Below are 22,758 nucleotides of genomic sequence, written 5' to 3' on the forward strand. Positions count from 1 at the left end.
TGCCTCCATGATTTTATTTCTTAATACAATAAGTAGGAACCAACTGCTGTACTTTTTCTTTAATTCTTTCATCATCATTATAGCAAGCATCTTTCAACTCCGCTAATTCATCAAAAAATGTTTCTTCGTCCATCTCAATCGGTTTTCCAATATGAATTAACTTATTAGCAGTTTCTTTCATACCTTCTTCTGCCATGAGAAGTTCTTCATACAATTTTTCTCCTGGGCGAAGACCTGTATATTCAATTTTAATGTCTACGTCTGGTGTATAACCTGAAAGACGAATTAAATTTCTTGCCATATCATCAATTCTGACAGGCGCTCCCATTTCCAGTACAAAAATTTCGCCTCCCCGAGCATAAGCACCTGCCTGTAAAACTAAAGATACTGCTTCCGGAATAGTCATAAAGTATCTGATAATATCTTTATGGGTCACTGTAACCGGACCACCTTCTGCAATCTGCTTTTTAAATAACGGAATTACACTGCCATTACTTCCCAGCACATTTCCGAAACGCACTGCCACAAATTCTGTCTCTGAAATCTTATCAAAGCTCTGTACAATCATTTCACACAAACGCTTTGATGCTCCCATAATGTTTGTAGGATTTACAGCTTTATCTGTAGAAATTAAAACAAATCTCTTCACGCCATATTCGCTGGCCGCCTTTGCTGTTTTATAAGTTCCGAAAACATTGTTTTTAATTGCTTCGTTTGGACTGTCCTCCATAAGCGGTACATGTTTATGTGCAGCTGCATGATATACAATATCCGGACGATATTTCTCAAATACAGTTTCAATTCTGTGTGTATTTCTCACAGAACCGATTAACACCACTAAGTTCAAATCTGGGTAATGTCTTTTTAGCTCCTGCTGAATTTCGTACGCATTATTTTCATATATATCAAAAATAATCAGCTGTTTTGGATTATACATGGCAATCTGGCGGCACAGTTCGCTTCCAATAGAGCCACCCCCACCTGTCACCATTACAACTTTCTGTTCTACATATCCCATGATTTCATCCAGATTAACCTGTATAGGATCTCTGCCCAGCAAATCTGTAATTTCAACATCTCTCAATTTTCCTATGTTCAGTTCACCGTCAATTAACTGATACATACCTGGCAATATTTTCAACTCGCACTTAGCCATTTTGCATATCTCAAGAATTTCGCTTCTTTCTTCTTTAGACGCAGAAGGCATTGCCAGTATAATCTTATCGATTTTGTATTTTTCTACACTTTTTAAAATTGCAGAGCGATCTCCTACAATAGGAATACCATTAATATATCGCCCTTCTTTATTTCGGTCATCATCAATTACACAGCATACTTTCATTGTAAGAAAACGGCTGTCTAAGATTTCTTTAATAATGACACGGCCTGCATCTCCTGCCCCAATAATCATAACTCTTTTTTGAGGCTGTCCGCAGCCAAATCGCTGTTCTCTTGCTTCCTTTAAGTATCGGCAAAAACGATAGGAAAATCGTATTCCTACAACCATCACAGTCTGCAACAAAATTTCCGCAAAAAAATAACTTCTGGGAATAGGATATTGTAACAAATGAAACCCTGTAATCTGCATAAAAAAAGATACGACATTTGCTAACAGGATATACCCTAATTCATGAATACTGACAAACTTCCAAAGGCTATGATACATTTTACAAAAATAAAATACCAACAGCGTTGTAACCATATGAATAGGTAAGTAATGATACATGCTTTCTAAATATTCTGCATCAATGCTGCTATAGGAAAAGTCAAATCTGGCAATCAGTGCCCCCACCGAAGCTATCGCAATAATTGCAATATCTCCTAAGAGCAGAAGCAATGCCCGCCTTACCCATTGCAAATCTAGTAATCTTTGTTCTTTTATATTCTGTTTCACGTCTTTTGTTCCCTTTCAACTTTAATATATTTTACAATTACTTTATTTTCCTTTTACCCATACTCTCACAGTATTATATCTCAAACTCCTATATGAAACAAGTCAAAATCTCATTTCAACTATTAAAAGTCTATAAAACTACCATTCCCTTCTCAAAAAATACTATACTTTTTTATCTTTTAGTTGTCGGAGCATTTTTTATTTCATAGGAAATTCTGTCCTATGAAATAAAAAAGCATCGCAAAACGGATATATACCAGCCATTTTGCAATGCTTCTTTTAAAAATCGTATACTTATTTTACAACGATATTTTTATAATACCAGTTAATTCCGCCTGTGATCGTTGCATCATCTAAAGTTTTACCTTCTTCACCAACTGTTTTTCCGTCATTTGTTTCCAGAACACCGTCAAATACGTTAAATCCTTCTTCTACAATGCGTTTTCTTGCTTCGTCAACTTTTTCCTGTGTTCCAGGCGCAACTAAGTCTTCGTTTAATGGTGCAATATCCACTAAACCTTCTTTCATACCACCGAAGTAGTTTTCAGCAGTCCATGTTCCGTCAATAACTTTTTTCGTAGCTTCTGTGTAGTATTTGCCCCAGTTCCAGATAACAGATGTTAAAGTAGCGCCCGGTGCGTCTTTTTCCATATCAGAGTTGTAACCTACGCCCCATACTCCTGCTGCTTCTGCTTCTGTCTGTGGGTTTGGTGTATCACAATGCTGTCCGATTACATCACATCCTTCTGCAATCAGAGCTTTTGCTGCATTTGTTTCTTCTGTAGGAGAAAGCCAGCTGTTTGTAACCTTTACATAAACCTGTGCATCTGGATTAACTTCTGCAACACCAATGGCAAACGCATCTGCTCCGCCTGTTACTTCAGAGTTCTCGGAACCCATTGCAGCTACATAACCAATTTTATTTGTTTCTGTTTTCATACCTGCAACAATACCGGATAAATATCTTGCCTGATAAATTCTTCCGAAATAATTGTTGAAGTTTGTATCATTTGATTTATATCCTGTTCCGTGAGAAAAGATAACGTCTGGATATTCTTCTGCTAATGCTTCACAAGTATCCATATAGTTAAAACTTGTTGCATAAATAACCTGACAGCCTTCTTCGATACACTCTCTCATTGCCTGCTCTGTTTTTGTAGGGTCTGCATCCGGAATGTTATTTTTTCTGATAATCTGGCTATCTTCTAATCCTAACTCTTTCTGCATTTCTACAATACCTAAATCATGAGCATAGCTATATCCAGAACCATCTGCAGGATCTCCGATATGAATAACACCAACTTTTAAATCTTCTTTTGCAACCGGTTCAAATTTTGCATCGCCGCCCTTGTCAGCGCTGTCTTCTTTTTTAGAAGTTTCTTTTTCTGCTTCCCCCTGCTGCTGTCCGCATCCTGTAAATAATGTTCCAATCATGGCGATGGATAACAATGCACCCAAGATTTTCTTTTTCATGATTTTCCTCCTGAAATTTTAAATATTTTAACATCATACGGAACACATCATATCATCATATCCGCCACTTTTCAACAAAAAACATCATTTTTCTAAATAACTTAAGATATTTTCGTATACCTTCTCTTTTCCTTTTTCATTCAATATTTCATGACGCATATCCGGGTATATTTTACCTGTTACATTTTCATACCCCATCTGTTTTAAAAATTGCATCTCCTGTACAAATTTTCTGCCGTTTCCAATACAAGGGTCTTTTTCCCCTCCCAAAAACAGTATCGGAAGCTGTTTATTTTTTAAAAGCCATCCCTTTTTACTGTAAGTTCCCTTTAACAATAAAAATAATCCTTCAAAGGCATCTGCTGTAAAAATAAAACCACACAGCTCTGACTGATTATACTTATCTACAATTTCTCTGTCCGAACAAATCCACGCCGACTCAGGCTCTCCCTGAAAAATTTTCTCAAAAGGACCAAATGCCAGTTTCTGGATTTCTTTGCTGCGATATCTGTCACCTTTTATTTTTTTCTGAATTTTTGCCAGCAAAAGCCCCATGTCCACAGCAGGATTTTTACATGGCGGACCTGTTAAAATCAGTTTTTTGATTTCATTGTCATATTCTTTTATATAATTTCTGGCTACTAAAGTTCCCATACTGTGCCCTAAAAGATAACAGGGAATATCTGGATATTCTTCTTTTATCCATAACGTAATCTGATGTAAATCTTCTACAATCGCTTTTTCTTTTCCATTATAAAAGAAGCCCAAATCCTCCTGTTTTTTCACACTTTTCCCATGCCCTCTATGGTCATGAATAACTGCCGAATATCCATGTTCTGCAAGAAATTTCATAAACGGCAGATACCGTTCTTTATTCTCTGCCATTCCATGAGATACCTGAACAACTCCTTTTGGATTTTCACTTTCTACACAAAGTACTTCCAAAGAAAGCCCATCATAATCCGAAATAATCTGCGCTGTCTTTTCCAGCATAAACTTCCCTCCCAATTCAAAAAAGCAAAAGGGGATGCTCTGACAGCACCCCCACTATTCTTATTTTTTATAATTAGTCTTCAACAATTTCCAAAACATCTGCAGGACATGCTTTTACACAAATACCACATGCAATACATTTGCTGCTTGTAGGTGCTTCTTCAGCTTTTACCATAACACCGAATGGACATGCTTCCACACATTTTCCACAGCCAGTACATTTCTTTTTATTAATCATGTAAACACCTTTTGCATTCTGTGTAATTGCACCTTCCGGACATGCTTTTGCACATTTTCCACACTGTACACAGACCATTGGTTTTGCCACATCATTTTTTTCAATAATCTGAATGCAGGATTTGTCCGGATCAAATTCTTTATAAAAGCTTGTTGAACATGCTCTTACGCACTCCAGACATGCCATACATTTTGCACCTTTTGTAACTTTTAATTTCTTCATTCTAAATCCTCCGCTTTCATTGGTAAAGTTTCTTATTTAACTATATTAACATTTTATCCAATATTGCACAAGAAATTTTTCAGCCTTTTCCCAAAGCTTCAAACATCCATCTTTTATAGGCTTCTACCCCTGGCTGATCAAAGGGATTAACTCCCAAAATACGAGCAGAAACATAGCAGGAAAACAGAAAGAAATAAAATAATTCTCCAAAAGCATACTCATCTAATCTTTCTATTTCCAAGATTAAACACGGCAGTTTTTCCCTGTGAGCTTTTACTGTAGCATGAAAAGAAGCTTTATTAATTTCCCAAAATTCCTTTCCATTTAAATAATCAAATCCATCTGCAACCATGTCTGCCACAGGTGCTAAAGAAGCATTCTTTTCCCGAACATCTAAAAATGTTTCAAAAAGCAACGGCGCTCCGTCCTGAATGTACTGCCCCATAGCATGCAATTCTTCACAAAAATCTCCTGATGACGGAAAAAGTCCTTTGTTATCCTTCCCTTCACTCTCTCCAAAAAGCTGTATCCACCATTTATAAAACCAACGAAACTGAGGTTCAAAGCTGGCGAGCATTTCTATTTTATATCCTTTTTTATAATATAAATTTCTAAGACAGGCATATTGATATGCAGGATTTCCCATCATTTCTCCACTTGTAAGGTATTTTTGCATATCAAGAGCTCCTGAAACCAGCTTCTCAATATCTATTCCTGCCACCGCCATAGGAAGAAGCCCTACTGCAGTCATAGCAGAAAATCTCCCCCCTACATCTTCCGGAAATTCCAGAAAAGTATACCCCTGTTCTTGGCATAATTTTTCCAGCGGGCTTCCCTTTGTGCCTGTTGCAATAATTCTTTCATTGGCTTTTTCCTGATACTTATCAGAAAGGAACTTTCTCAGAACACGAAAAGAAGCTCCCGGTTCTAAGGTTTCAAAATTTTTCGCTATACAGTCAATGTATACCGATTTTCCTTCCAACTCTTTCAATGCTTTTTGCAGTTCCCAAGGGGACAGCGTGTTTCCCATATAGACAATCTTTACTTTATCATCCGACTGCAAAGCTTCAATCACGGATCGGGCAGCATTATTGGAACCACCTACCCCAACAATCACAAAAACATCTGCTTTTTCCCGAATATGGACAGCCAGTTCCTGTAATTTTTTCACCTCTTTCGGATTTGCCCACTTATCCACAGAAAACCATCCTAAAGAGTCCACATATTCACTCTCTCCATCTAATACAGAACGAAAAACAGCCTTGTTTTCCTCCATAATTTCATTTAATTCATCTTTTAAATGAGGATTTTTATCTTCTATTCTTAAATTCAGCACGTTTTTATCTCCTTTTATTTTTCATCCGGCGCAACTTCCTATGAAACAATAAAAACTGCCGCACTAAGCGGCATTCGGAATATTTGTATCAGACCGAACGTAAAATATACAAATATTCTCGATATACCCCTAATGCGGCAATTGATTAAAACTCCTTATTCCATACATGGATGGCAGTGTCCGTAAGCGTCCATGCAGTCGTCTTCCGGATTTTTCATACAGAGATGAACGGCTGCCTTTTTGAATGTCATTGGTAATGCAAGAATATTTGGATTTTCCCCAACGAATTTCTTCTTTGCATCTTCTAATGCTTCTTCAAATGTAGCTCTTGTCTTTAGTCCCATTCCTCTTGCGTATCCCGGTTCCTGTGCACCTACAATGTAAATTGCGCTTGTATTCATTTCTGCAATATGACCGCAGGAAATCATGCTGAAGCCGTGGAATGGATGGAATGCATTTGTAAAACGATATTTTCTGATATATTCTTCATTTGTTGCAAAATATTCGCCATAGCGGTTCATATCCGGCAGTGTATTCATATAATCATGCTGGAACATATCATACATTTCTCTTAAATATGGCCATAATTCTTCATGGAAGAAACCATTGCAAAGAGAAGAACAGATAATAACACAGTTGTCACTCATAACACGTTTATATCTTAATACCTGTGCGCTTAATGCCTGCATCATCATGATTGGGTTTGTTCCCATTCCATCACCATAGTGGAATTTCTGAGGCATACCAAACACTAAAACATCATACTTCTTCTCTGCCCAATGTACATAAGTTCTCTTATCCGCTAATTTCCAGCTAATTGGCATCATTTCTTTTGCATATCCGGAATAAATGGCAATCTGTCTGGAATTTGTATCTAGAACAGCGTCACAGCAGAAGAATGGATGTCCCATTTTTTCTTCCATGTGCATAGAAATTTCATCAAATTTTGTTCTCATCAAGCTTCCGCCGTTTACCGGTGTAAAGTCTTTTCTGTGCATAACAGAAGGAACATGATGGCTTGAAATACTTTTCCAGTTTGTAATACCAGTTGCGCTATGTTTATATCCGCCTGAATATCCACCATAAGGATTTCCCTGTACATGACCTACTAAAATAGGAATATCACACTCGAATACATATTTATTCATGTAAACCGGATCACCACGTTTTGTTGTTCCAAGGTCTACCATGTGGTCTTTATCTTCACTGTCATGGCTGATAATCTGTCCTGTATGCCAGAATTCATTGAATAATTCTTCGCCGAAAATTGCTTTTGCATCAGACTCTTTACTTCTTGGGTGTAATCCATTGGAAATAATGAATAAAATATCTTTTTTCTCAACACCTGCTGCATATAATTCTTTCAGCATATATTTGATACTCATTTTTCTGTGGCTTGTCGGCTGCTCTCCACCTTTTACTCTGTCAGGTACAATAAAAGTAACAGTACTTCCCTTATGTGCCAGTTCAGTAAGTGTCGGCATTCCGATTGGGTGTGCAAGACTTTCCAGATAAGCTTCTTCCAATTTATCTTCCGGAATATAATCAGGGTCTTTTACTGTTTCTCCCGGAATAAAAATATCTGTGCTGTCCGGCAATTCTGCTGCCATAGTACCATGTCCGTATTCAAATTCTAACTTCATTCTTTTTTCCTCCTTATTATGCATTCATGTAAAGTGAAATAATTTCCAAATACTCTTCCGGATAATAACCGATTTCCCCTTGAAATCTTGTAAGTGCAATTAAACCACCGTCAATTTCAGGAATAGATGCCAGCATTGCTGCGTTATCCTGTTTCAGACCTCCGCCATAGACAATGTCCATGCCATCTGTTTTTTCCTTCACAAATTTGGCAATCTTTGTAATATATTCTTTTCCTGCCGGTGTTTTACCAGGTCCAATAGACCATACAGGCTCATAGGCAATAGTCACCATAGATTTATCCACATCTTTTAATCCCAGTTCAAGCTGTTCTCCCAGGACTTCCTGCCACTGTTCTAATTCTTCACTTTTTTCACCTATACAGTATAACACTTTCATGCCTCTGTTTACAGCACATTTAATTTCTTTATTCAAAATAGTATTTACTGCTTTTGTATCTGTCACCCCTGCTTCTGCCAGAATTCCCGCAAGGTTATTTCGTTCTTCACAATGTCCGATAATAACGGTTTCACAACCGGCTGCTTTCATAGCTGCTGCCGGACGCCCTGTGGTAAATGCTCCAAAATTTTTACCCGGAGCCACGTCATCTCTGAAAACTCCCTGGCATCCAATCTGAACAGGACTGTTTTCTGTTTTTGCTCCACAGGCAGAAAACAGATGAATTTCCGGAAAGAACATTGCAAATTCTACTTCCTCAGGAGAATATTTTTTCAATTCCTCCTGTGTATTTTCTACAATATATTTTCCCCAGTCTTTCATATCAGCAATTCTGTTAACACCGCCCAGCTCTGCCGGTACATCAAATCTTTTCAAATTCAAATAAATATGTTTCATGTTGCTCTCCTTTATTTTAATATTTTCCTGACTGTGTATTAAAAGAAATCATATCAGGAAGTTCTTCCCCAATCAAAGGTCTGCACCAGTCTAAAAATGCCTGTGTAATACCATTTCCTTCTTCATTGATAAATTCATCCGGCATTGTCCGTTCATACATCATAACTTCATCAATATCCACAAGAAATGGTTTCATTTCATACGGATTTTCAGAAACTCTGGAAAATGCCACCATCTTTCCTGATTCACCATCCAAAGCCGCTCTGCATGCCAGTTCTCCTGCCAGTTGTGCCTCTTCAATATCAACTTTACTTTGCATAAAAATAGATGCTCTTCCTAAAAGTCCCGGTTTTTCCCCTCTGGCTTTATATCCCAGTTTCTGGATAACCAGATTTGCCAGATGAGAACTTACATCTCCAAAATAAGTAGCACGCTCTGTTTTAAAAACAGGTTTTACAATAGGTTTTCCCTCTTTATCTGTCAGGCCTTCGCTGGCAACCACCAGAATTCCTGATTTCTTCTCAAGAAGTTTTTTTACATCTTCAATAAATTTATCTTCATCAAAAGCTCTTTCCGGAAGATAAATCAAGTCAGGGGCATATCCCTTTTCTCCTGCCAGGGCACTGGAAGCTGTAATCCACCCTGCATTTCTTCCTGATGCTTCCATGACAACCACATGAATAGGTAAAGAACGCACATCTGCGGCTAATTCCTGCGTGCAGGCAGCCATATATCTTGCAGCACTTCCAAATCCGGGACTGTGGTCTGTCACTGCAATGTCATTGTCTGTTGTTTTAGGAATTCCCATAACTTTCACATCAAGATTGCGCTTCTGACAAGTTTTATGCAGTTTTCCACAAGTATCCATAGTTCCATTTCCGCCATTAAACAATACATATTTAATGTTTTCTTCTTCCAGAATATCTGCCATTTTTTCATAATGTTCCTGTTCAATGGGATCTCTGGATGTTCCAATCGCTGTGCCCGGAGTCTGCAGCAATAACTTTAATTTTTCTTCCGGTACATTTTCCAGTTCCAGAAAATCTTTTTTCAAAAATCCGCCTGTGCCATTATTCGCACCATAAATATGTCCGATTTTTTCTGATTTTTTTGCTTCCTTTATTGCACCATACAAGGAGCCGTTCATTACTGCTGTAGGACCACCTCCATGCACAATCAATAAATTTTCTGCCATATTCTTTTCCTCCAAATCTTCCAGTTTTCTATTCAATAAACAGAAAATAGAGCTGTCACATTAAGCAGAAATCCGGAATATTTATATATTTTCAGCGAATTTGTTGAGCACGCTTTGAGATTATAAGCTCAAAGTGAGCGCAAACTGAGCGTGAAATATATAAACATTTTCGATATACACTTAATGCAACAGCCCCATCTCAAAATTTCAACAGCTTAATGTTTTACAGTCATGTCTGGCAATTTTTTCTTGTTGCTGAGTCAATTATTTTCCTGCTTCTGTCATAATGTCAAACAATACATAATCTTCAACTGGAGCTTCTTCTGTAATCTTACCGTTGTCTAAGAAGTTTTTCTGCTGGATTTCATAGTATCCTTTTATGCTTCCGTCTTCAACACCTTTTAACAGTTCTTCTGATGTAATCCATGCACCATCTGTTGTCTGTCCCATTGCTGTTTCAACGTCTGTCTTTGTTTCGTTTGCTACATATCCTGCAACTTCTTCAAAGTTTTCTTCTTTTGCACCGAAGTCCATTGCTTTGTAGAGTGCTTTTGTAAATCTTACTAATAAATCTTTGTTCTTTTCTGCATATTCAGGCATACATACCCAGCTTGCAGGGTCTGCTGCGATATCAGAGAAGTCTGCATTACTTACGAATACCTGTGCATCATCACCTAATTCATCTGTGATAACTTTTGTATTTGGTGACCATGGAGCACAAGCATCAATAGAACCGGAAATCATAGCACTTGGCATATTAGTAACTTCCATGTTGTAAGCTTCAATATCATCCATTGTAAGACCAACAGAGTCTAATGCACGTAATAAGATTGTTTCAGATGATGTACCGGAAGCATAAGCTACTTTTTTACCTTTTAAGTCTTCCAGAGAATTTACTCCATGAGATTTTAATCCCATTACACAGTCAGCATCACCCAGCTGCTGGAAGCAAAATACGTCAACATTTCCCTGAATTGCAAGAGTATGAGCACCAGGTCCGATGTAAGCTACATCCATAGAACCGGATTCCATAGCAGCGATTTCTGTTGGGCCATCATCGAATTTTGTCATTTTCACTTCGATACCCTGTTCTTCAAAGTATCCTTTTTCTTTTGCTGTTGTTACTACCCATAAGGAAGCGTAGTTTGGCATGTAAGCCACGTTTACTACATCAAGCTCTTTCTTTTCATCTTTTTTCTCTTCTTTTCCATCTGTTGCTTCTGTTTTTGTTTCTTCCTTTTTTGGTTCTTCAGAGCTTCCACCACAGCCTGCTAACATAGACATCGCTGTTACTCCTACTAAAAGCATGGATAATAATTTCTTCTTCATTTTAAGTTCCTCCTTAAAAATAATATAGTTTTTTATTCTCACCGGGCTTACCCCATTGTAAGTTCTGAATTATTTTCTTACTTCCAGATATTCCTGATATACCTGTCCCCAGATATGATTTTTCAGTTCAATAAATCTTTCGCTCATTTTTGTTTCCTGATCTCTTGGATATGGAATATCAATATCTACAACTTCTTTAATACGTCCCGGACGAGCACTCATAATTACAACTCTTGTCGCAAGGACAATTGCTTCTTCAATATCATGCGTAACGAAGAAACATGTTTTATTTTCTTCCTGCCATGCTTTTAAAAGCTCTGACTGAAGCTGTGTTCTTGTCTGTGCATCCAAAGCTCCAAATGGTTCATCCATAAGAAGAACTTCCGGGTTCATTGCATAAGCTCTTGCAATAGCTACACGCTGTTTCATACCACCGGATAATTCCTTTGGATAAGAGTCTGCAAATTTTTCCAGTTCAACCATTTTCAAATATTTCATGGAAATAGCTTCACACTCTTCTTTTGACATTCCCTTTAATTTCAGTCCGAATTCAACATTCTTCTTTACTGTCAGCCATGGGAACAATGCATACTGCTGGAAAACAACGCCTCTGTCTGTTCCTGTTCCCTTAATCGGTTTTCCATCCACCAAAATCTGACCGCTTGTAGGCTCTAAAAGACCTGCAATAATATTTAATAAGGTAGATTTACCACATCCGGATGGTCCGATTACGCAGATAAATTCATTTTCTTTAATATCAAAATCCACACCGTTTAAAGCAACAACCTCACCTTTTCGTGTGTTGTATTTCTTTTCAACGCCCTGAATACTTACTTTTATATTTCCCTCTTTTCCTGCCATGATGTTAACTTCCTTTCAAAGTATTTAAGAACTTTCTCAGCCAGCATACCGATAACACCGATAATAATGATGTAAAGCAGCATTGGTGTTGTTTCATAGGAGTTTGCCAGAGATTTAATTCTCATACCAAGACCTGCAATCGCTCCTGTAGATTCTGCGGCAATCAATGTTGTAAGCGCTGTTGAGATACCAAGTCTGACTGCTGTAATAATAAATGGTGTTGTTGCCGGGAAGATAACCTTCACGAACAGATTTGCATCATTTGCACCTAATACTCTTGCAGCTTTAATCAAAGTTTCATCCACATTGATAACACCCTGGAAGATTGTAACTGTCATAATTAAAAATGTTGCAAGACAGATAACAATAATCTGAGGTGTACGACCTACACCTACACCGATAACTACCAGTGGTACATAAGCCAGTGGTGGAATATTTCTGATAAACTGGATCCATGGCTCTAAGATAAATCTTACCGGACGATACCATGCCATCAAAAACGCTACCGGTACTGAAATCACAAAGCCAAGTAAAAATCCCCAGAATACAGAAATCAAACTGCTTGCAATATCCTCTAAAAGAATTCCTCTCTCTACCATAAGTCCAATGGATTGTAATACTTTAATCGCATTCGGAAAACATCTGGCAGTCTGTGGAGTAATAGATAAGATTGTCCACACCAGCATCGCTACTATAAATGAAATCAGCAGCCATATCCCTTTTGGTATTTTGCCTATGATGTCGGCTCCACCTTTACTTTTTTTCCCCATTTTAATCCTCCTGTTTCTTTTTGTTTCAGCATTTCGTACTAAAACGTATTTCTTATTCGTTATTGTATGGTTATTATCCCCTATATGGGGTTGAAAATCAATACGATTTTACGCAAACGTTTGAGTTATTTGTGCATTTTTTAACAACCTTTTGTTTCTATTTCAGTTTTTTTATGCATAAATACAAAACAGGACGTTTTGGCATTCATCACTTTTACCTAAAACGTCCTGTTCAAAAGAATATCTATTTACATTTTTTTGTAACGTTCAATCATTTCTTCCAAGGAAACCTGCTCAACCAGAGGTGCTTTTCCGAAAGAACCAAATTCCACAATCAAAGTTCCGATTGCTTCTTTTACACCTTTTTCAATAACTTCTACCAGCGCTGCTGTATCATCATCTTTAATTGTACCATACATAACGGTATCCATAATTGGAGGAAGGAAAGCTCTTGGATCAAACTGGTCTTTCTTTTCCTCTAATAACTGATATACTCCGCCAATGGAAGCGCTGTCACGTTTTGACGGGTTATTTTTAAAGAACTCTTTCATATTTCTTGTAACAGCCAAACGAATATCTGTATCTACATTGATTTTTCCAATACCGCAAGGAATTGCAGCTTTTAATTCCTCAATAGAAATACCGTAAGCATTCTGGATATTTCCGCCTAAAGCATTGATTTCATCTACAATGTATTTTGGCACTGTAGAAGAACCATGAGATACTAATACACCGAAAAGATTTTCATGCATCATGCATTCTTTAATAGCAATTGCAATTTCTTTTCTTAATTTTACATCTTTTCCCTTTGATGCTCCATGCATAGTTCCGTATGAAATTGCCAACGCATCACAACCTGTCTTTTTGAAAAATTCCACTGCTTTTAATGGGTTTGTGTAAGTAGATGTTGAAGAAAATACATGATCCTCAACTCCGGCAAGTACACCTAACTCACCTTCTACTGACACCCCTCTTGCATGGGCATATTTAACAACTTCTCTTGTCAGTTCAACGTTTTCATCAAAAGGAAGGGAAGAACCATCAATCATAACTGATGTATATCCGCCTTCAATAGCCGCTTTACAAGAGTCAAAATTTTTACCATGATCTAAATGAAGAACTACCGGAATAGGTGAGTCTTCCGCAAATTTTTTCACAGCATTTGCGATATTTTTTGCGCCGATTTTCTTATCTTCCAAAGTAGCGTTTAAGAAATCTGTTCTTCCGCCCATAAATCCGTTTGCTAAATCTGCCCCCTGTAAAATAGCTGCAGAACGGAACATTTCATGAACTTCAATAGCAGCTTTCGCCTGTGCAACTGCATTTACATTAAATGCTCCCTGTGCAAAATGGTATTTGTCAACAGTTTCCAATAATGGTCTTAATGGTATTAATGGCATAATTTTTCTCCTTTTATCTTTCTATTTGCTTTCCTTTTACAAAAGTATCTACAATATCATAGCTTTCATCTACAATCAGAATATCCGCATCTTTTCCAGCTTCCAGACTTCCGATTTTATCATCTACACCTAAAAGCTTTGCAGGGTTCATTGTTAAGAGAGGAAGCACATCTTCCATTTCTGCCCCTGTAAAATCAATCAGTCTCTTCAGAGCTGTTCCTGTTGTCAGGGTACTTCCTGCGCGCACACCATTTGATTTTAATTTTGCATCTCCGTCTTCGACTACCACATCATTGACACCCAGCTTATACTCTCCGTCCGGAAGTCCTGCTGCCATAATAGAGTCGGTTACTGCAACTACTTTATCATATCCTTTTGCTTTCAAAAACAGCCTTACACTGCCCGGATGCAGATGACGTCCGTCACAAATCGCCTCACAATAAATATCAGACTCCAAAGCAGCTCCCATCATTGACGGAAAGTGCTGATGGAATAACTTCATTGCATTACAGGTATGTGTACATGCTGTTGCTCCATTTTCAATACATTTCATAGCAGTCTCATAGTCTGCACCAGAGTGTCCGATTGCAACAGTAATACCCATTTTTTTTATTTCCGGCACAGCCTCCGGAATACCTTCTACTTCCGGTGAAACTGTAATATAACGAATATTTCCTTCTGCTTCTTCCTGATATTCTTTCAAAAGCTCCATATCTGCTTTTCTTAGAAGTTCTTCCGGCATAGCGCCTTTAAATTCTACAGAAAGAAATGGTCCTTCCAAATGAATACCCAAAAGATTTGCACAATTTGCGTGATCTTTTTGGTGTTTTAATGCTTCATGAATACATTTTGTAGTCTGCTCTTTTGTATCTGTCAGAATAGAGCAAAGCCATGAAGTTGTTCCCTGAAGAGCAAAAAAATGACCAATTTTCTCAAAATCATCTTTTAAAGCATCATTAACGTCTACACCACATCCACCATGTGTATGAATGTCAATAAAACCCGGAATAACTGATTTCCCTGAAGCATCATAAATATTTCCTTCTCTTTTCCCTTCTCCAGGACTGCAAATTTCACAGATTTTTCCATCTTCTATACATAAATCTTTTCTCTCCATACGACGCTTGTCGTATCGATATACATAACCATTGGTAATCCAGGTTTTCATTCTCATCCCTCCAATGCAGCTACAAACTCTGTAATTTTCAGATTAATATCCTGATGATTTGTCAACAGGGATACAGGGAAATCTGAAGTTGCTTCTCCGTAAGCAGTTCTTCTCACAACAGCTCTGTGCCAATTTCTAAAACATCCCAAACGAATTTTTCTGGCATGGGCAATTTCATAAATACCGATTGTCACGCAATATTTTGGCATATCTTCCAATGCTCCATTGAAATCTCCAATGGCATTTGCTGTTCTTGTTTCTTTTGTAATATCTAAAACTCTTGTTTTTTGTGCCAGGAATTCTTCATTGCTTAAAGATGGATCAGCTTCATTAAAAGCAACATGTCCATTAATTCCAATACCTCCAAAGCAGATATCCACACCACCCAGCTTTTCAATCAACTGTGGGATATATTCTACGTTTTCAGGGTCAGGAAATACTCTCTGTTCTTCTGGCATAACCAATTCAGGATCAATCTGACTGTACACGGTTCTGTTCATAAAACCACGGAAGCTTAACGGATGTGTTTCCGGAACCCATTTTTTATCATCATCCAGATATTCGTCCATGTTAATAAACCAAACATTCTTTAAACTGATTTTTTCCTGATTTACCATTTCCACAAAATAAGGATACTGTCCTACAGGACCTACAGGACAAATAAATACTGTTTTCTTGCCTTCTGCATTATTTTTCTTAATTTCTTCCGCCATTTCTTCTGCCATGGATCTAAATACTGCCGCATTATCTTCCATTACAATCACCGGCAGCTTGGCTCCTTTGTTTAAAAGCTCCTCTTTTGTGTAAGTGTAATATTCATGTTTCGTCATTTTAAACTATCCTCCCTTGTTTTTACATTATCAAACCTTCATATTTACAATTATACGATAACTATTTTTCATTTTCAACAAACCTTTCTCAAATATTGCGTTTTTTTCTACTCAATTTATGCAAACGTTGTCTTAAATTCCGTTGTTTTTATTCGTCATTTCGGTTATAATATATCCATATAGCACTATTGTATTGTGAGGTTTTAATATGACACTAAAAGAAATTGCAAAAGAAGCCAACGTTTCTATTTCTACTGTTTCCAGAGTAATTAACCAAAAAAACACAAAAGCTGCCAGCCCTGAAGTGCAGGAGCGTATCTGGGAAATTGTACGAAAAAGCGGATATACCCCTAACTCAACAGCTCGTGCCTTAAAGCTTGGGCCAAAGACTCCTTCTGTAGAAATGCCCGCCCGCACCATTGCCTGTATTTATGCAAGAGGTGACTCTGCTGTTTCGGACCTTTTCTTTTCCCATATTGCAAAGGCCATTGAACAGGAAGCTTTCAAAAGCAACTTTTTCATCAAACATTCCTTTACCGCATTAGATTTAGAAAATCCCGATGTAACCCTTAGAATTGCCAATTCTCCTGTAGATGGAGCAGTTATCTTAGGACGATACGATGAACATATCCTGAAACTTTTTACGAAAAATTATAAACACATCATCTATGCCGGACTCAATCCCATGGAAGATAAATATGATCAGGTAGTATGTGACGGAAAAGAAATTACTTTTAGTGCAGTTTCCTATCTTCATGAACTGGGTCATAATAAAATTGGCTATATTGGAGAACAAAATAATGAAATTCGCTATACTGCATTTAAGGCTGCCCTAGAAACGTTGGGATTACCTTTTTTACAAAGAAACACTGCCAATGTAAAGCTTTCTCATGAAGGCGGTTATCAAGGTGCGCTTCATTTAATTAATACCAAGGCAGATATTACTGCTGTTTTTTGTGCCAATGACAATACTGCCATCGGAGCTATCCGAGCATTTCGAGAACACGGCTATCGCATTCCCGAAGATATCTCCGTTATCGGCGTTGACGATATTGAAACGGCTCAATATCTTTCACCAATGCTTACCACTGTACATATCCCTTTAGAAGAAATGGGCAGAATGACAGCCAAAATTCTCATAGACCGTATTACCGGCGGCCACCGTATTCCTTTAAAAACAGTATTACCTTATTATATAGCCAAAAGGGACACTTGTGGCAAAGCGCCCAAAAACAGAAAATAACATCAGGAGGACTTTTTATTATGAAAAAAGCACTTTATTTTGATTGTGCATCAGGAATTAGCGGAGATATGTCTGTAGCCGCTTTACTTGATTTAGGTGCAGATAAGAAAATGCTTTTAGACACCCTAGACAGTTTAAACCTTTCCGGATATAAAATTGAAATTTCAGAAGTGGAAAAATCAGGCATTGCTGCCTGTGACTTCAACGTTTTATTAGATAAAAAACATGAAAACCACGACCACGATATGGAATATCTGCATGGCAAAACACAGGAACACAGCCATAAAGAGTGCCAGTGCGAACATGAACATCCACATAATATTCATACACACCATCATCATGAACACCGAAGTTTGCCTGACATTCTCTCTATTTTAGAACATAGTGATATGACAGTAGGAGCAAAATCCATGGCTTCTAAAATTTTTGAAATTCTTGCTGAAGGAGAAGCCCATGCTCATCGCGTGCCAAAAGAACAAGTACATTTTCACGAAGTCGGTGCTGTAGACTCTATTGTGGATATTGCCGCTTTTGCAATCTGCATGGATTTTCTGGGATATGAAGAAGTTTTCCTGCCTGTACTAAAAGAAGGACAAGGCACAATCCGCTGTCAGCATGGTATTCTCCCTATTCCGGTTCCGGCTACTTCCAATATTGTATGTGCACATAATCTTCCGCTCTCCATTCTGCCTGTACAGGGAGAGCTTGTGACACCTACCGGCGCTGCAATTGCCGCTGCAATTACAACTTCCTTTACCTTGCCTGAAACCTTTCAGATTAATAAAATCGGCATAGGTGCAGGGAAAAGAAAATATGAAGTTCCGGGAATTTTGCGGGTGATGGAAATTCAGTATTGTTAAGAAATCTTCATTTTAAATACATATAAAGAATATCTATACATTTTCTGCTCCGTCTGCACTCACTTTGAGCTTACAGTCTTAAAGCGTGCTCAACAAATTCACTAAAAATGTATAGATATTCCTGCGTATTGCTTATTGTAATATTTTCTCAATACTCAAGTAGAAGATTTCTTTTTTACAATCTGCAGCTCATATCCCAACGCATTTAATACTGAATAAAATAATTTTAGCGATGGACTATGCTCATTTCTTTCAAGACGGGAAATTGCTTGCTGTTTGCTGCCAATCATTTCTGCAAGCTCCGATTGAGAAATATTTTCCCCTTTTCTGATTTCAATTAAAGAAGCGATTAATTCTGCATCATTTTCCGCAACATAATATGTTCTTGCTTTCATATCAGTTTTTTCTGTAAGTGGAATAGCACCTTTTTCTATTCCTCCTTTAACATTTTCACAACAGCTTTAAAGGCTTTCTTTTCATCCTCTGTTAAGTTATCTTTTTCATTTTGTACAATCCCTTCCTCTTTACAACTTTGTAATACATCATATTTGTTGTTAAATCAATAAGAAAGAAAAAATAAATCTCCAATGGAAATAAATGTCTCAAAACATAAAATTCCATTGAAGATTATTAATTTTAAAACAGGAAAATGCAATCGTTTATAACTGATTTTTCCTTTTTATCTTTCGTTAAATGTATACTTACTTATTCATTTCTTCTCGTAAGTTAAAAATTCATACTCAATATCAAAATAAGTCTGTTCTTCGCTTCTTTCTGTCACCTTCCACTCCGGCATTTCATCTAAATTAGGGAAGAAAGTATCTGCTTCATAGGTAAAATCAATTTTTGTCACATGAGCTTTATCACAATATGGTAAAAATTGTTTATAAATACTGTCTCCGCCAATTACATATACATCTTCTGTATCATATTTTTTTACTTCTTCTAAAACCTCTTCTACACTGTGAAGAACAATGGCATCTTTTGCTTTATAGTTTTTATCTCTTGTAAGTACAATATTTACTCTGTTTTTTAAAGGAAGTCCATTGGGAAAAGTTTCTAATGTCTTTCTTCCTAAAATAACCACTTTTCCTGTTGTTGTTGTACGGAAAAATTTCATATCTGCAGGAATACTCACTAAAAGCTTATTATCTTTTCCTATTCCCCAGTTTGCATCTGCTGCTACAATTAAATTCATCTTTTATTCCTCCTTATACTGCAATTGGTATATCTTTAATCTGTGGTCCTGCCTGATAATTTTCCACCATCAAATCATCAGTGGTAAACTGATAAAAATCTTTCACTTCCGGATTTAGCCAAACCTTTGGCGCCGGAAATGTCTCTCTTTTAATAAGCTCTTGAATAACCGGAACATGTCTGTCATAAATATGAGCATCTGCAATCACATGAACCAATTCTCCCGGTATCATATCATTTACCTGTGCCACCATCATTAACAAAATAGCATACTGGCATACATTCCAGTTATTCGCAGCCAAAATGTCCTGTGAACGCTGGTTCAACACTCCGTTCAGCACCAGCTTATCACTGTTTTTTTCTTTTGTTACATTATAGGTCATACTATAACAACATGGGTCTAATGCACCGCTATGAAGATATTCAAACTGATATAAATTTGTCATAATTCTCCTGCTGTATGGATTTTCTTTCAGTTGTTTTAACACATAATCCATCTGGTCTACTTCTTCACCTTTGTAGAGAAATTTTCTTCCTACTACATCTCCGTAGCAAGTACCGATAGAACCATCTTCATCTGCCCACGCATCCCATATATGTCCGTTTAAGTCATGAATGTTATTAGACTTTCTCTGATATATCCAGAGAATTTCGTCCATACAGGTTTTCAGAGCTGTCTTTCTAAGTGTCAATGCCGGAAATTCTTTCCGCAAATCATAACGGTTTACCACACCAAATCTCTTAATTGTATATGCGTACTCCCCTGTGTCTTCCCATTTTGGTCTTACTTTTTCTCCTTGGGTATCTGTGCCGTTTTCCAAAATATCCTGACACATCCGGATAAATAAATCATCTGCTAAACTCATGAATTTTTCCTTTCTTCCCACGTTTTTTATTATTATACCCCATCTTCTCCTCTTTTCCAACCAAAAAACACTTTCCCTGGCACTTTACAAATCCCAAAAAAAGTGATACTCTTTTAAAATCTTTACGAAAGGAGATTTTTCATGAAAAAATTTATTATTTATTGTCTCAAGCCCTTGTCTTTTTTGCCGGCACTTGCTGTTATGTATATAATTTTCAGCTTTTCCGGTCAGACCGGTACAGAGTCCGGAAGTCTGAGTCATGAAATCAGTTATCAGATTATCTCAGTTGCAGACAAGGTTTTAAATAAAAATCTGACAGAAAGTGAAAAACAAATCTATACAGACAGAATTGAACATCCTGTAAGGAAACTGGCTCACATGACAGAATACTGTATTCTGGCTCTTTGTGTTTCTTTTCCCCTCTATATATATGGTGTGAGAGGTTTTCTCCTTTTCCTGTTTGCAGGACTGTTTTGTGTAGGATTTGCCTGCACAGATGAATTTCATCAATCCTTTGTGGCAGGTCGAGGACCTTCAAAAAAAGATGTGCTGATTGACAGTACAGGGGCTCTTATCGGCATTCTGGCAGTGCAGATTTTCTGTCATGGGTTTTTACGTTCAAAAAAGCATAGATAAAGGCAAAAGGGACTTCTTGCAAATTATTGCACCAGTCCCTTTCCACTATTTTCAAAATACATATCTTACATATTAAATAAATCTGCATGTGTTCCTGTATCAACTAACGTGAGTGTCAAAATATCATTTTCAATCAAATAAATCAACAGCCACTCTGGTTGTATATGACATTCACGAAAATTTTTATATTTTCCTTTCAGTTCATGGTCACGATATTTTTTATCAAGTTCTTCTCCACTTTGAAGTATATTTACTATTTCTTCTAATAAACGAATATTTAGACCTCTTTTTTTAGCAAATTTCAAACTCTTTTTAAATTTTCTCGTTAAAATCAAGTCATACATCATAAATCTATATCCTCTAATGCTTCAGAAAAACTTGAATATTTTTTTGTATTTTGATTTCTGCTCAATGCTTCCGCTTCTTCCATAGCTTCAAGCACTTCCGGTTTATATTGGGGATATTTTACTTGAAATGGTAATCCTCCTTGTAAGACAACCTGTTTCAAAAAAATATTTACTGCACTGCTCAAGTCAAGTCCTAAATCATTTAATAATTCTGTAGCTGCCTGTTTTGTATTACTATCTATTCGAATACTGGTCGTAACATTTTTCATAATCAACACACTCCTTTCTTTATATCAAATATATTATTACATATTAAATACATTGTCAATTATATATGATAATTTCTTATTATAAAAGATTTCATAGGACGAAATTTCCTAAAATAAAAACGCTGTTGTAAGAAACATACCACTATATACATTTCCTACAACAGCCATATTCATTTACCATTTTACAGAAACATCTCCCGAAGGAAATATTTCTTCTTCATTTTTTTCATTAATTGCCAGCAGCTTTCCGTCAGCAAGTATTTCTTTCGCAAGTACTTCCCGCTCTGTTGCTCCAAAAGTAATCTGGATTTTCTTCCCCGGAACAATATTTCTGTTAATATATTCTCTGGGAATTCCTGCTCTTTCTGTTTCCTCAAGCAGCCTGTTTACAATTTCTCCCACCAGCTGGTTTTTATCAACTTTCTGTCCATCCGGTAAAATTGCTCCTGCTTTTTCTTTCAGCTCGTTTGGAAAGCCTCCTGTGGGTTCATATAAGTTCAGTCCTATTCCCACAACTACAAATTCAATGTCTCCCGTTTCAAAATCTGTCACTGCCTCTGTGAGAATTCCACATACTTTTTTATTTTCCAAATATAAGTCATTTACCCACTTAATCCCCAGAGAAATACCACAACAGTTTTCCACTGCCTTGCACACTGCTACAGCCGCAGCCGCAGTAATCTCCAGACTTTTCTGAGCTGTCTTTCCGGGATATAAGAGAATACTCAGATACAGCCCACTGTCTTTGGGAGAATAAAATTTTCTTCCTTTTCTTCCCTTGCCCTCCGTTTGAAGCTGTGCTGCCACCACTGAACCATGGGGAAGCTTTTTTTCCACTGCCAACTGCTTCATGCGTTGATTGGTAGAGGCGGTTTCTTTCCATACCTCCACCAGCACATCTGCATTTTTAAGCTGTAACCGAACAGCTTCTTCTGACAGAATATTATTGTCTTCTTCCAGCAAATAGCCTTTGTTGGTTACTGCTGTAATGGAATATCCTTCCTCCTGAAGACTTTTCATTCCTTTCCATACAGCAGTTCTGGAAACCTCCAGCATTTTTGCCAGCTCATTTCCTGACAGATATTTTCCTCTATTTTGTTCTAAAAGCTCCAGAAGTCTTGATTTTGTAGACATC

23 protein-coding genes are annotated in these 22,758 nt (G+C 37.2%); 3 read left to right on the top strand and 20 right to left on the bottom strand.

Features of this window, described 5'->3' with window-relative positions; genetic code table 11:
* Positions 1-13: 13 nt before the first annotated feature.
* The 14 genes from BQ7352_RS01835 to BQ7352_RS01900 form a co-directional block, all read right to left on the bottom strand.
* The gene (locus BQ7352_RS01835; RefSeq protein ID WP_083429823.1) at positions 14-1,894 is read right to left on the bottom strand and encodes a polysaccharide biosynthesis protein; all 1,881 of its coding nucleotides are present in this window, start codon (positions 1,892-1,894) and stop codon (positions 14-16) included.
* Between the two features lie 294 nt (positions 1,895-2,188).
* On the bottom strand, positions 2,189-3,367 hold the full coding sequence (locus tag BQ7352_RS01840; RefSeq protein ID WP_072446495.1) for a BMP family ABC transporter substrate-binding protein: 1,179 nt from the start codon (positions 3,365-3,367) through the stop codon (positions 2,189-2,191).
* Between the two features lie 84 nt (positions 3,368-3,451).
* Positions 3,452-4,360, bottom strand: coding sequence for an alpha/beta fold hydrolase (locus BQ7352_RS01845; protein WP_083429824.1), 909 nt, complete (start codon positions 4,358-4,360; stop codon positions 3,452-3,454).
* Between the two features lie 73 nt (positions 4,361-4,433).
* On the bottom strand, positions 4,434-4,820 hold the full coding sequence (locus tag BQ7352_RS01850; RefSeq protein WP_004223386.1) for a 4Fe-4S binding protein: 387 nt from the start codon (positions 4,818-4,820) through the stop codon (positions 4,434-4,436).
* Between the two features lie 79 nt (positions 4,821-4,899).
* Complete coding sequence (locus BQ7352_RS01855) at positions 4,900-6,156, bottom strand: glucose-6-phosphate isomerase (RefSeq protein ID WP_072446496.1); 1,257 nt, start codon at positions 6,154-6,156, stop codon at positions 4,900-4,902.
* Between the two features lie 155 nt (positions 6,157-6,311).
* Complete coding sequence (locus tag BQ7352_RS01860) at positions 6,312-7,799, bottom strand: lactate racemase domain-containing protein (protein WP_072446497.1); 1,488 nt, start codon at positions 7,797-7,799, stop codon at positions 6,312-6,314.
* Between the two features lie 16 nt (positions 7,800-7,815).
* On the bottom strand, positions 7,816-8,652 hold the full coding sequence (locus tag BQ7352_RS01865; RefSeq protein WP_072446499.1) for a triose-phosphate isomerase family protein: 837 nt from the start codon (positions 8,650-8,652) through the stop codon (positions 7,816-7,818).
* A 16-nt stretch (positions 8,653-8,668) separates the two neighbouring features.
* Positions 8,669-9,847, bottom strand: a complete 1,179-nt coding sequence (locus BQ7352_RS01870) for a diphosphate--fructose-6-phosphate 1-phosphotransferase (protein WP_072446501.1) — start codon at positions 9,845-9,847, stop codon at positions 8,669-8,671.
* A 264-nt stretch (positions 9,848-10,111) separates the two neighbouring features.
* On the bottom strand, positions 10,112-11,176 hold the full coding sequence (locus BQ7352_RS01875) for an ABC transporter substrate-binding protein (RefSeq protein WP_072446503.1): 1,065 nt from the start codon (positions 11,174-11,176) through the stop codon (positions 10,112-10,114).
* A gap of 69 nt (positions 11,177-11,245) precedes the next feature.
* Positions 11,246-12,037: an ABC transporter ATP-binding protein gene (locus BQ7352_RS01880; protein WP_072446506.1), complete on the bottom strand. Its 792-nt coding sequence runs from the start codon at positions 12,035-12,037 to the stop codon at positions 11,246-11,248.
* Positions 12,013-12,807 carry an ABC transporter permease gene (locus tag BQ7352_RS01885; protein WP_072446508.1) on the bottom strand — a complete coding sequence of 265 codons (795 nt, stop codon included), beginning with the start codon at positions 12,805-12,807 and terminating at the stop codon, positions 12,013-12,015. Before BQ7352_RS01885 ends, BQ7352_RS01880 begins: the two co-directional genes overlap by 25 nt.
* Positions 12,808-13,055: 248 nt before the next feature.
* Entirely contained in the window at positions 13,056-14,207 is a 1,152-nt protein-coding gene (locus tag BQ7352_RS01890) for a class II fructose-bisphosphate aldolase (RefSeq protein WP_072446510.1), read from the bottom strand.
* A 13-nt stretch (positions 14,208-14,220) separates the two neighbouring features.
* Positions 14,221-15,375, bottom strand: coding sequence for an N-acetylglucosamine-6-phosphate deacetylase (nagA, locus tag BQ7352_RS01895; RefSeq protein WP_072446512.1), 1,155 nt, complete (start codon positions 15,373-15,375; stop codon positions 14,221-14,223).
* Positions 15,376-15,377: 2 nt separating this feature from the next.
* Complete coding sequence (locus BQ7352_RS01900; protein WP_072446514.1) at positions 15,378-16,205, bottom strand: sugar phosphate isomerase family; 828 nt, start codon at positions 16,203-16,205, stop codon at positions 15,378-15,380.
* Between the two features lie 208 nt (positions 16,206-16,413).
* Here BQ7352_RS01900 and BQ7352_RS01905 point away from each other — a divergent pair, with 208 nt between their 5' ends.
* Both BQ7352_RS01905 and BQ7352_RS01910 read left to right on the top strand, forming a co-directional pair.
* Entirely contained in the window at positions 16,414-17,448 is a 1,035-nt protein-coding gene (locus BQ7352_RS01905; protein WP_072446517.1) for a LacI family DNA-binding transcriptional regulator, read from the top strand.
* A 20-nt stretch (positions 17,449-17,468) separates the two neighbouring features.
* Positions 17,469-18,308, top strand: a complete 840-nt coding sequence (locus tag BQ7352_RS01910; RefSeq protein WP_072446519.1) for a nickel pincer cofactor biosynthesis protein LarC — start codon at positions 17,469-17,471, stop codon at positions 18,306-18,308.
* A gap of 155 nt (positions 18,309-18,463) precedes the next feature.
* Here the strand turns inward: BQ7352_RS01910 and BQ7352_RS01915 are convergent, their stop codons facing one another.
* The 3 genes from BQ7352_RS01915 to thyA form a co-directional block, all read right to left on the bottom strand.
* Complete coding sequence (locus BQ7352_RS01915; protein WP_083429825.1) at positions 18,464-18,703, bottom strand: helix-turn-helix transcriptional regulator; 240 nt, start codon at positions 18,701-18,703, stop codon at positions 18,464-18,466.
* A 314-nt stretch (positions 18,704-19,017) separates the two neighbouring features.
* A complete protein-coding gene (locus BQ7352_RS01920) occupies positions 19,018-19,506 on the bottom strand; it encodes a dihydrofolate reductase (RefSeq protein WP_072446523.1) in 489 nt (162 codons plus the stop codon).
* 13 nt (positions 19,507-19,519) lie between these two features.
* The gene (thyA, locus tag BQ7352_RS01925) at positions 19,520-20,371 is read right to left on the bottom strand and encodes a thymidylate synthase (RefSeq protein WP_072446524.1); all 852 of its coding nucleotides are present in this window, start codon (positions 20,369-20,371) and stop codon (positions 19,520-19,522) included.
* 141 nt (positions 20,372-20,512) lie between these two features.
* Here thyA and BQ7352_RS01930 point away from each other — a divergent pair, with 141 nt between their 5' ends.
* Positions 20,513-21,007, top strand: a complete 495-nt coding sequence (locus tag BQ7352_RS01930; RefSeq protein ID WP_072446526.1) for a VanZ family protein — start codon at positions 20,513-20,515, stop codon at positions 21,005-21,007.
* Positions 21,008-21,072: 65 nt separating this feature from the next.
* On the opposite strand, the gene BQ7352_RS01935 is transcribed toward BQ7352_RS01930, so the two are convergent.
* The 3 genes from BQ7352_RS01935 to BQ7352_RS01945 all read right to left on the bottom strand — a co-directional run bounded on the left by BQ7352_RS01935 (position 21,073) and on the right by BQ7352_RS01945 (position 22,757).
* The gene (locus BQ7352_RS01935) at positions 21,073-21,354 is read right to left on the bottom strand and encodes a type II toxin-antitoxin system YafQ family toxin (protein WP_072446528.1); all 282 of its coding nucleotides are present in this window, start codon (positions 21,352-21,354) and stop codon (positions 21,073-21,075) included.
* Positions 21,351-21,623, bottom strand: coding sequence for a type II toxin-antitoxin system RelB/DinJ family antitoxin (locus BQ7352_RS01940; protein ID WP_072446530.1), 273 nt, complete (start codon positions 21,621-21,623; stop codon positions 21,351-21,353). The genes BQ7352_RS01935 and BQ7352_RS01940 overlap by 4 nt, the downstream gene beginning before the upstream one ends.
* Before the next feature lie 174 nt (positions 21,624-21,797).
* Positions 21,798-22,757: a biotin--[acetyl-CoA-carboxylase] ligase gene (locus BQ7352_RS01945; RefSeq protein WP_072446532.1), complete on the bottom strand. Its 960-nt coding sequence runs from the start codon at positions 22,755-22,757 to the stop codon at positions 21,798-21,800.
* Position 22,758 lies beyond the last annotated feature (1 nt).

This window comes from Blautia sp. Marseille-P3201T (assembly GCF_900120295.1).
Lineage (GTDB): Bacteria > Bacillota > Clostridia > Lachnospirales > Lachnospiraceae > Blautia.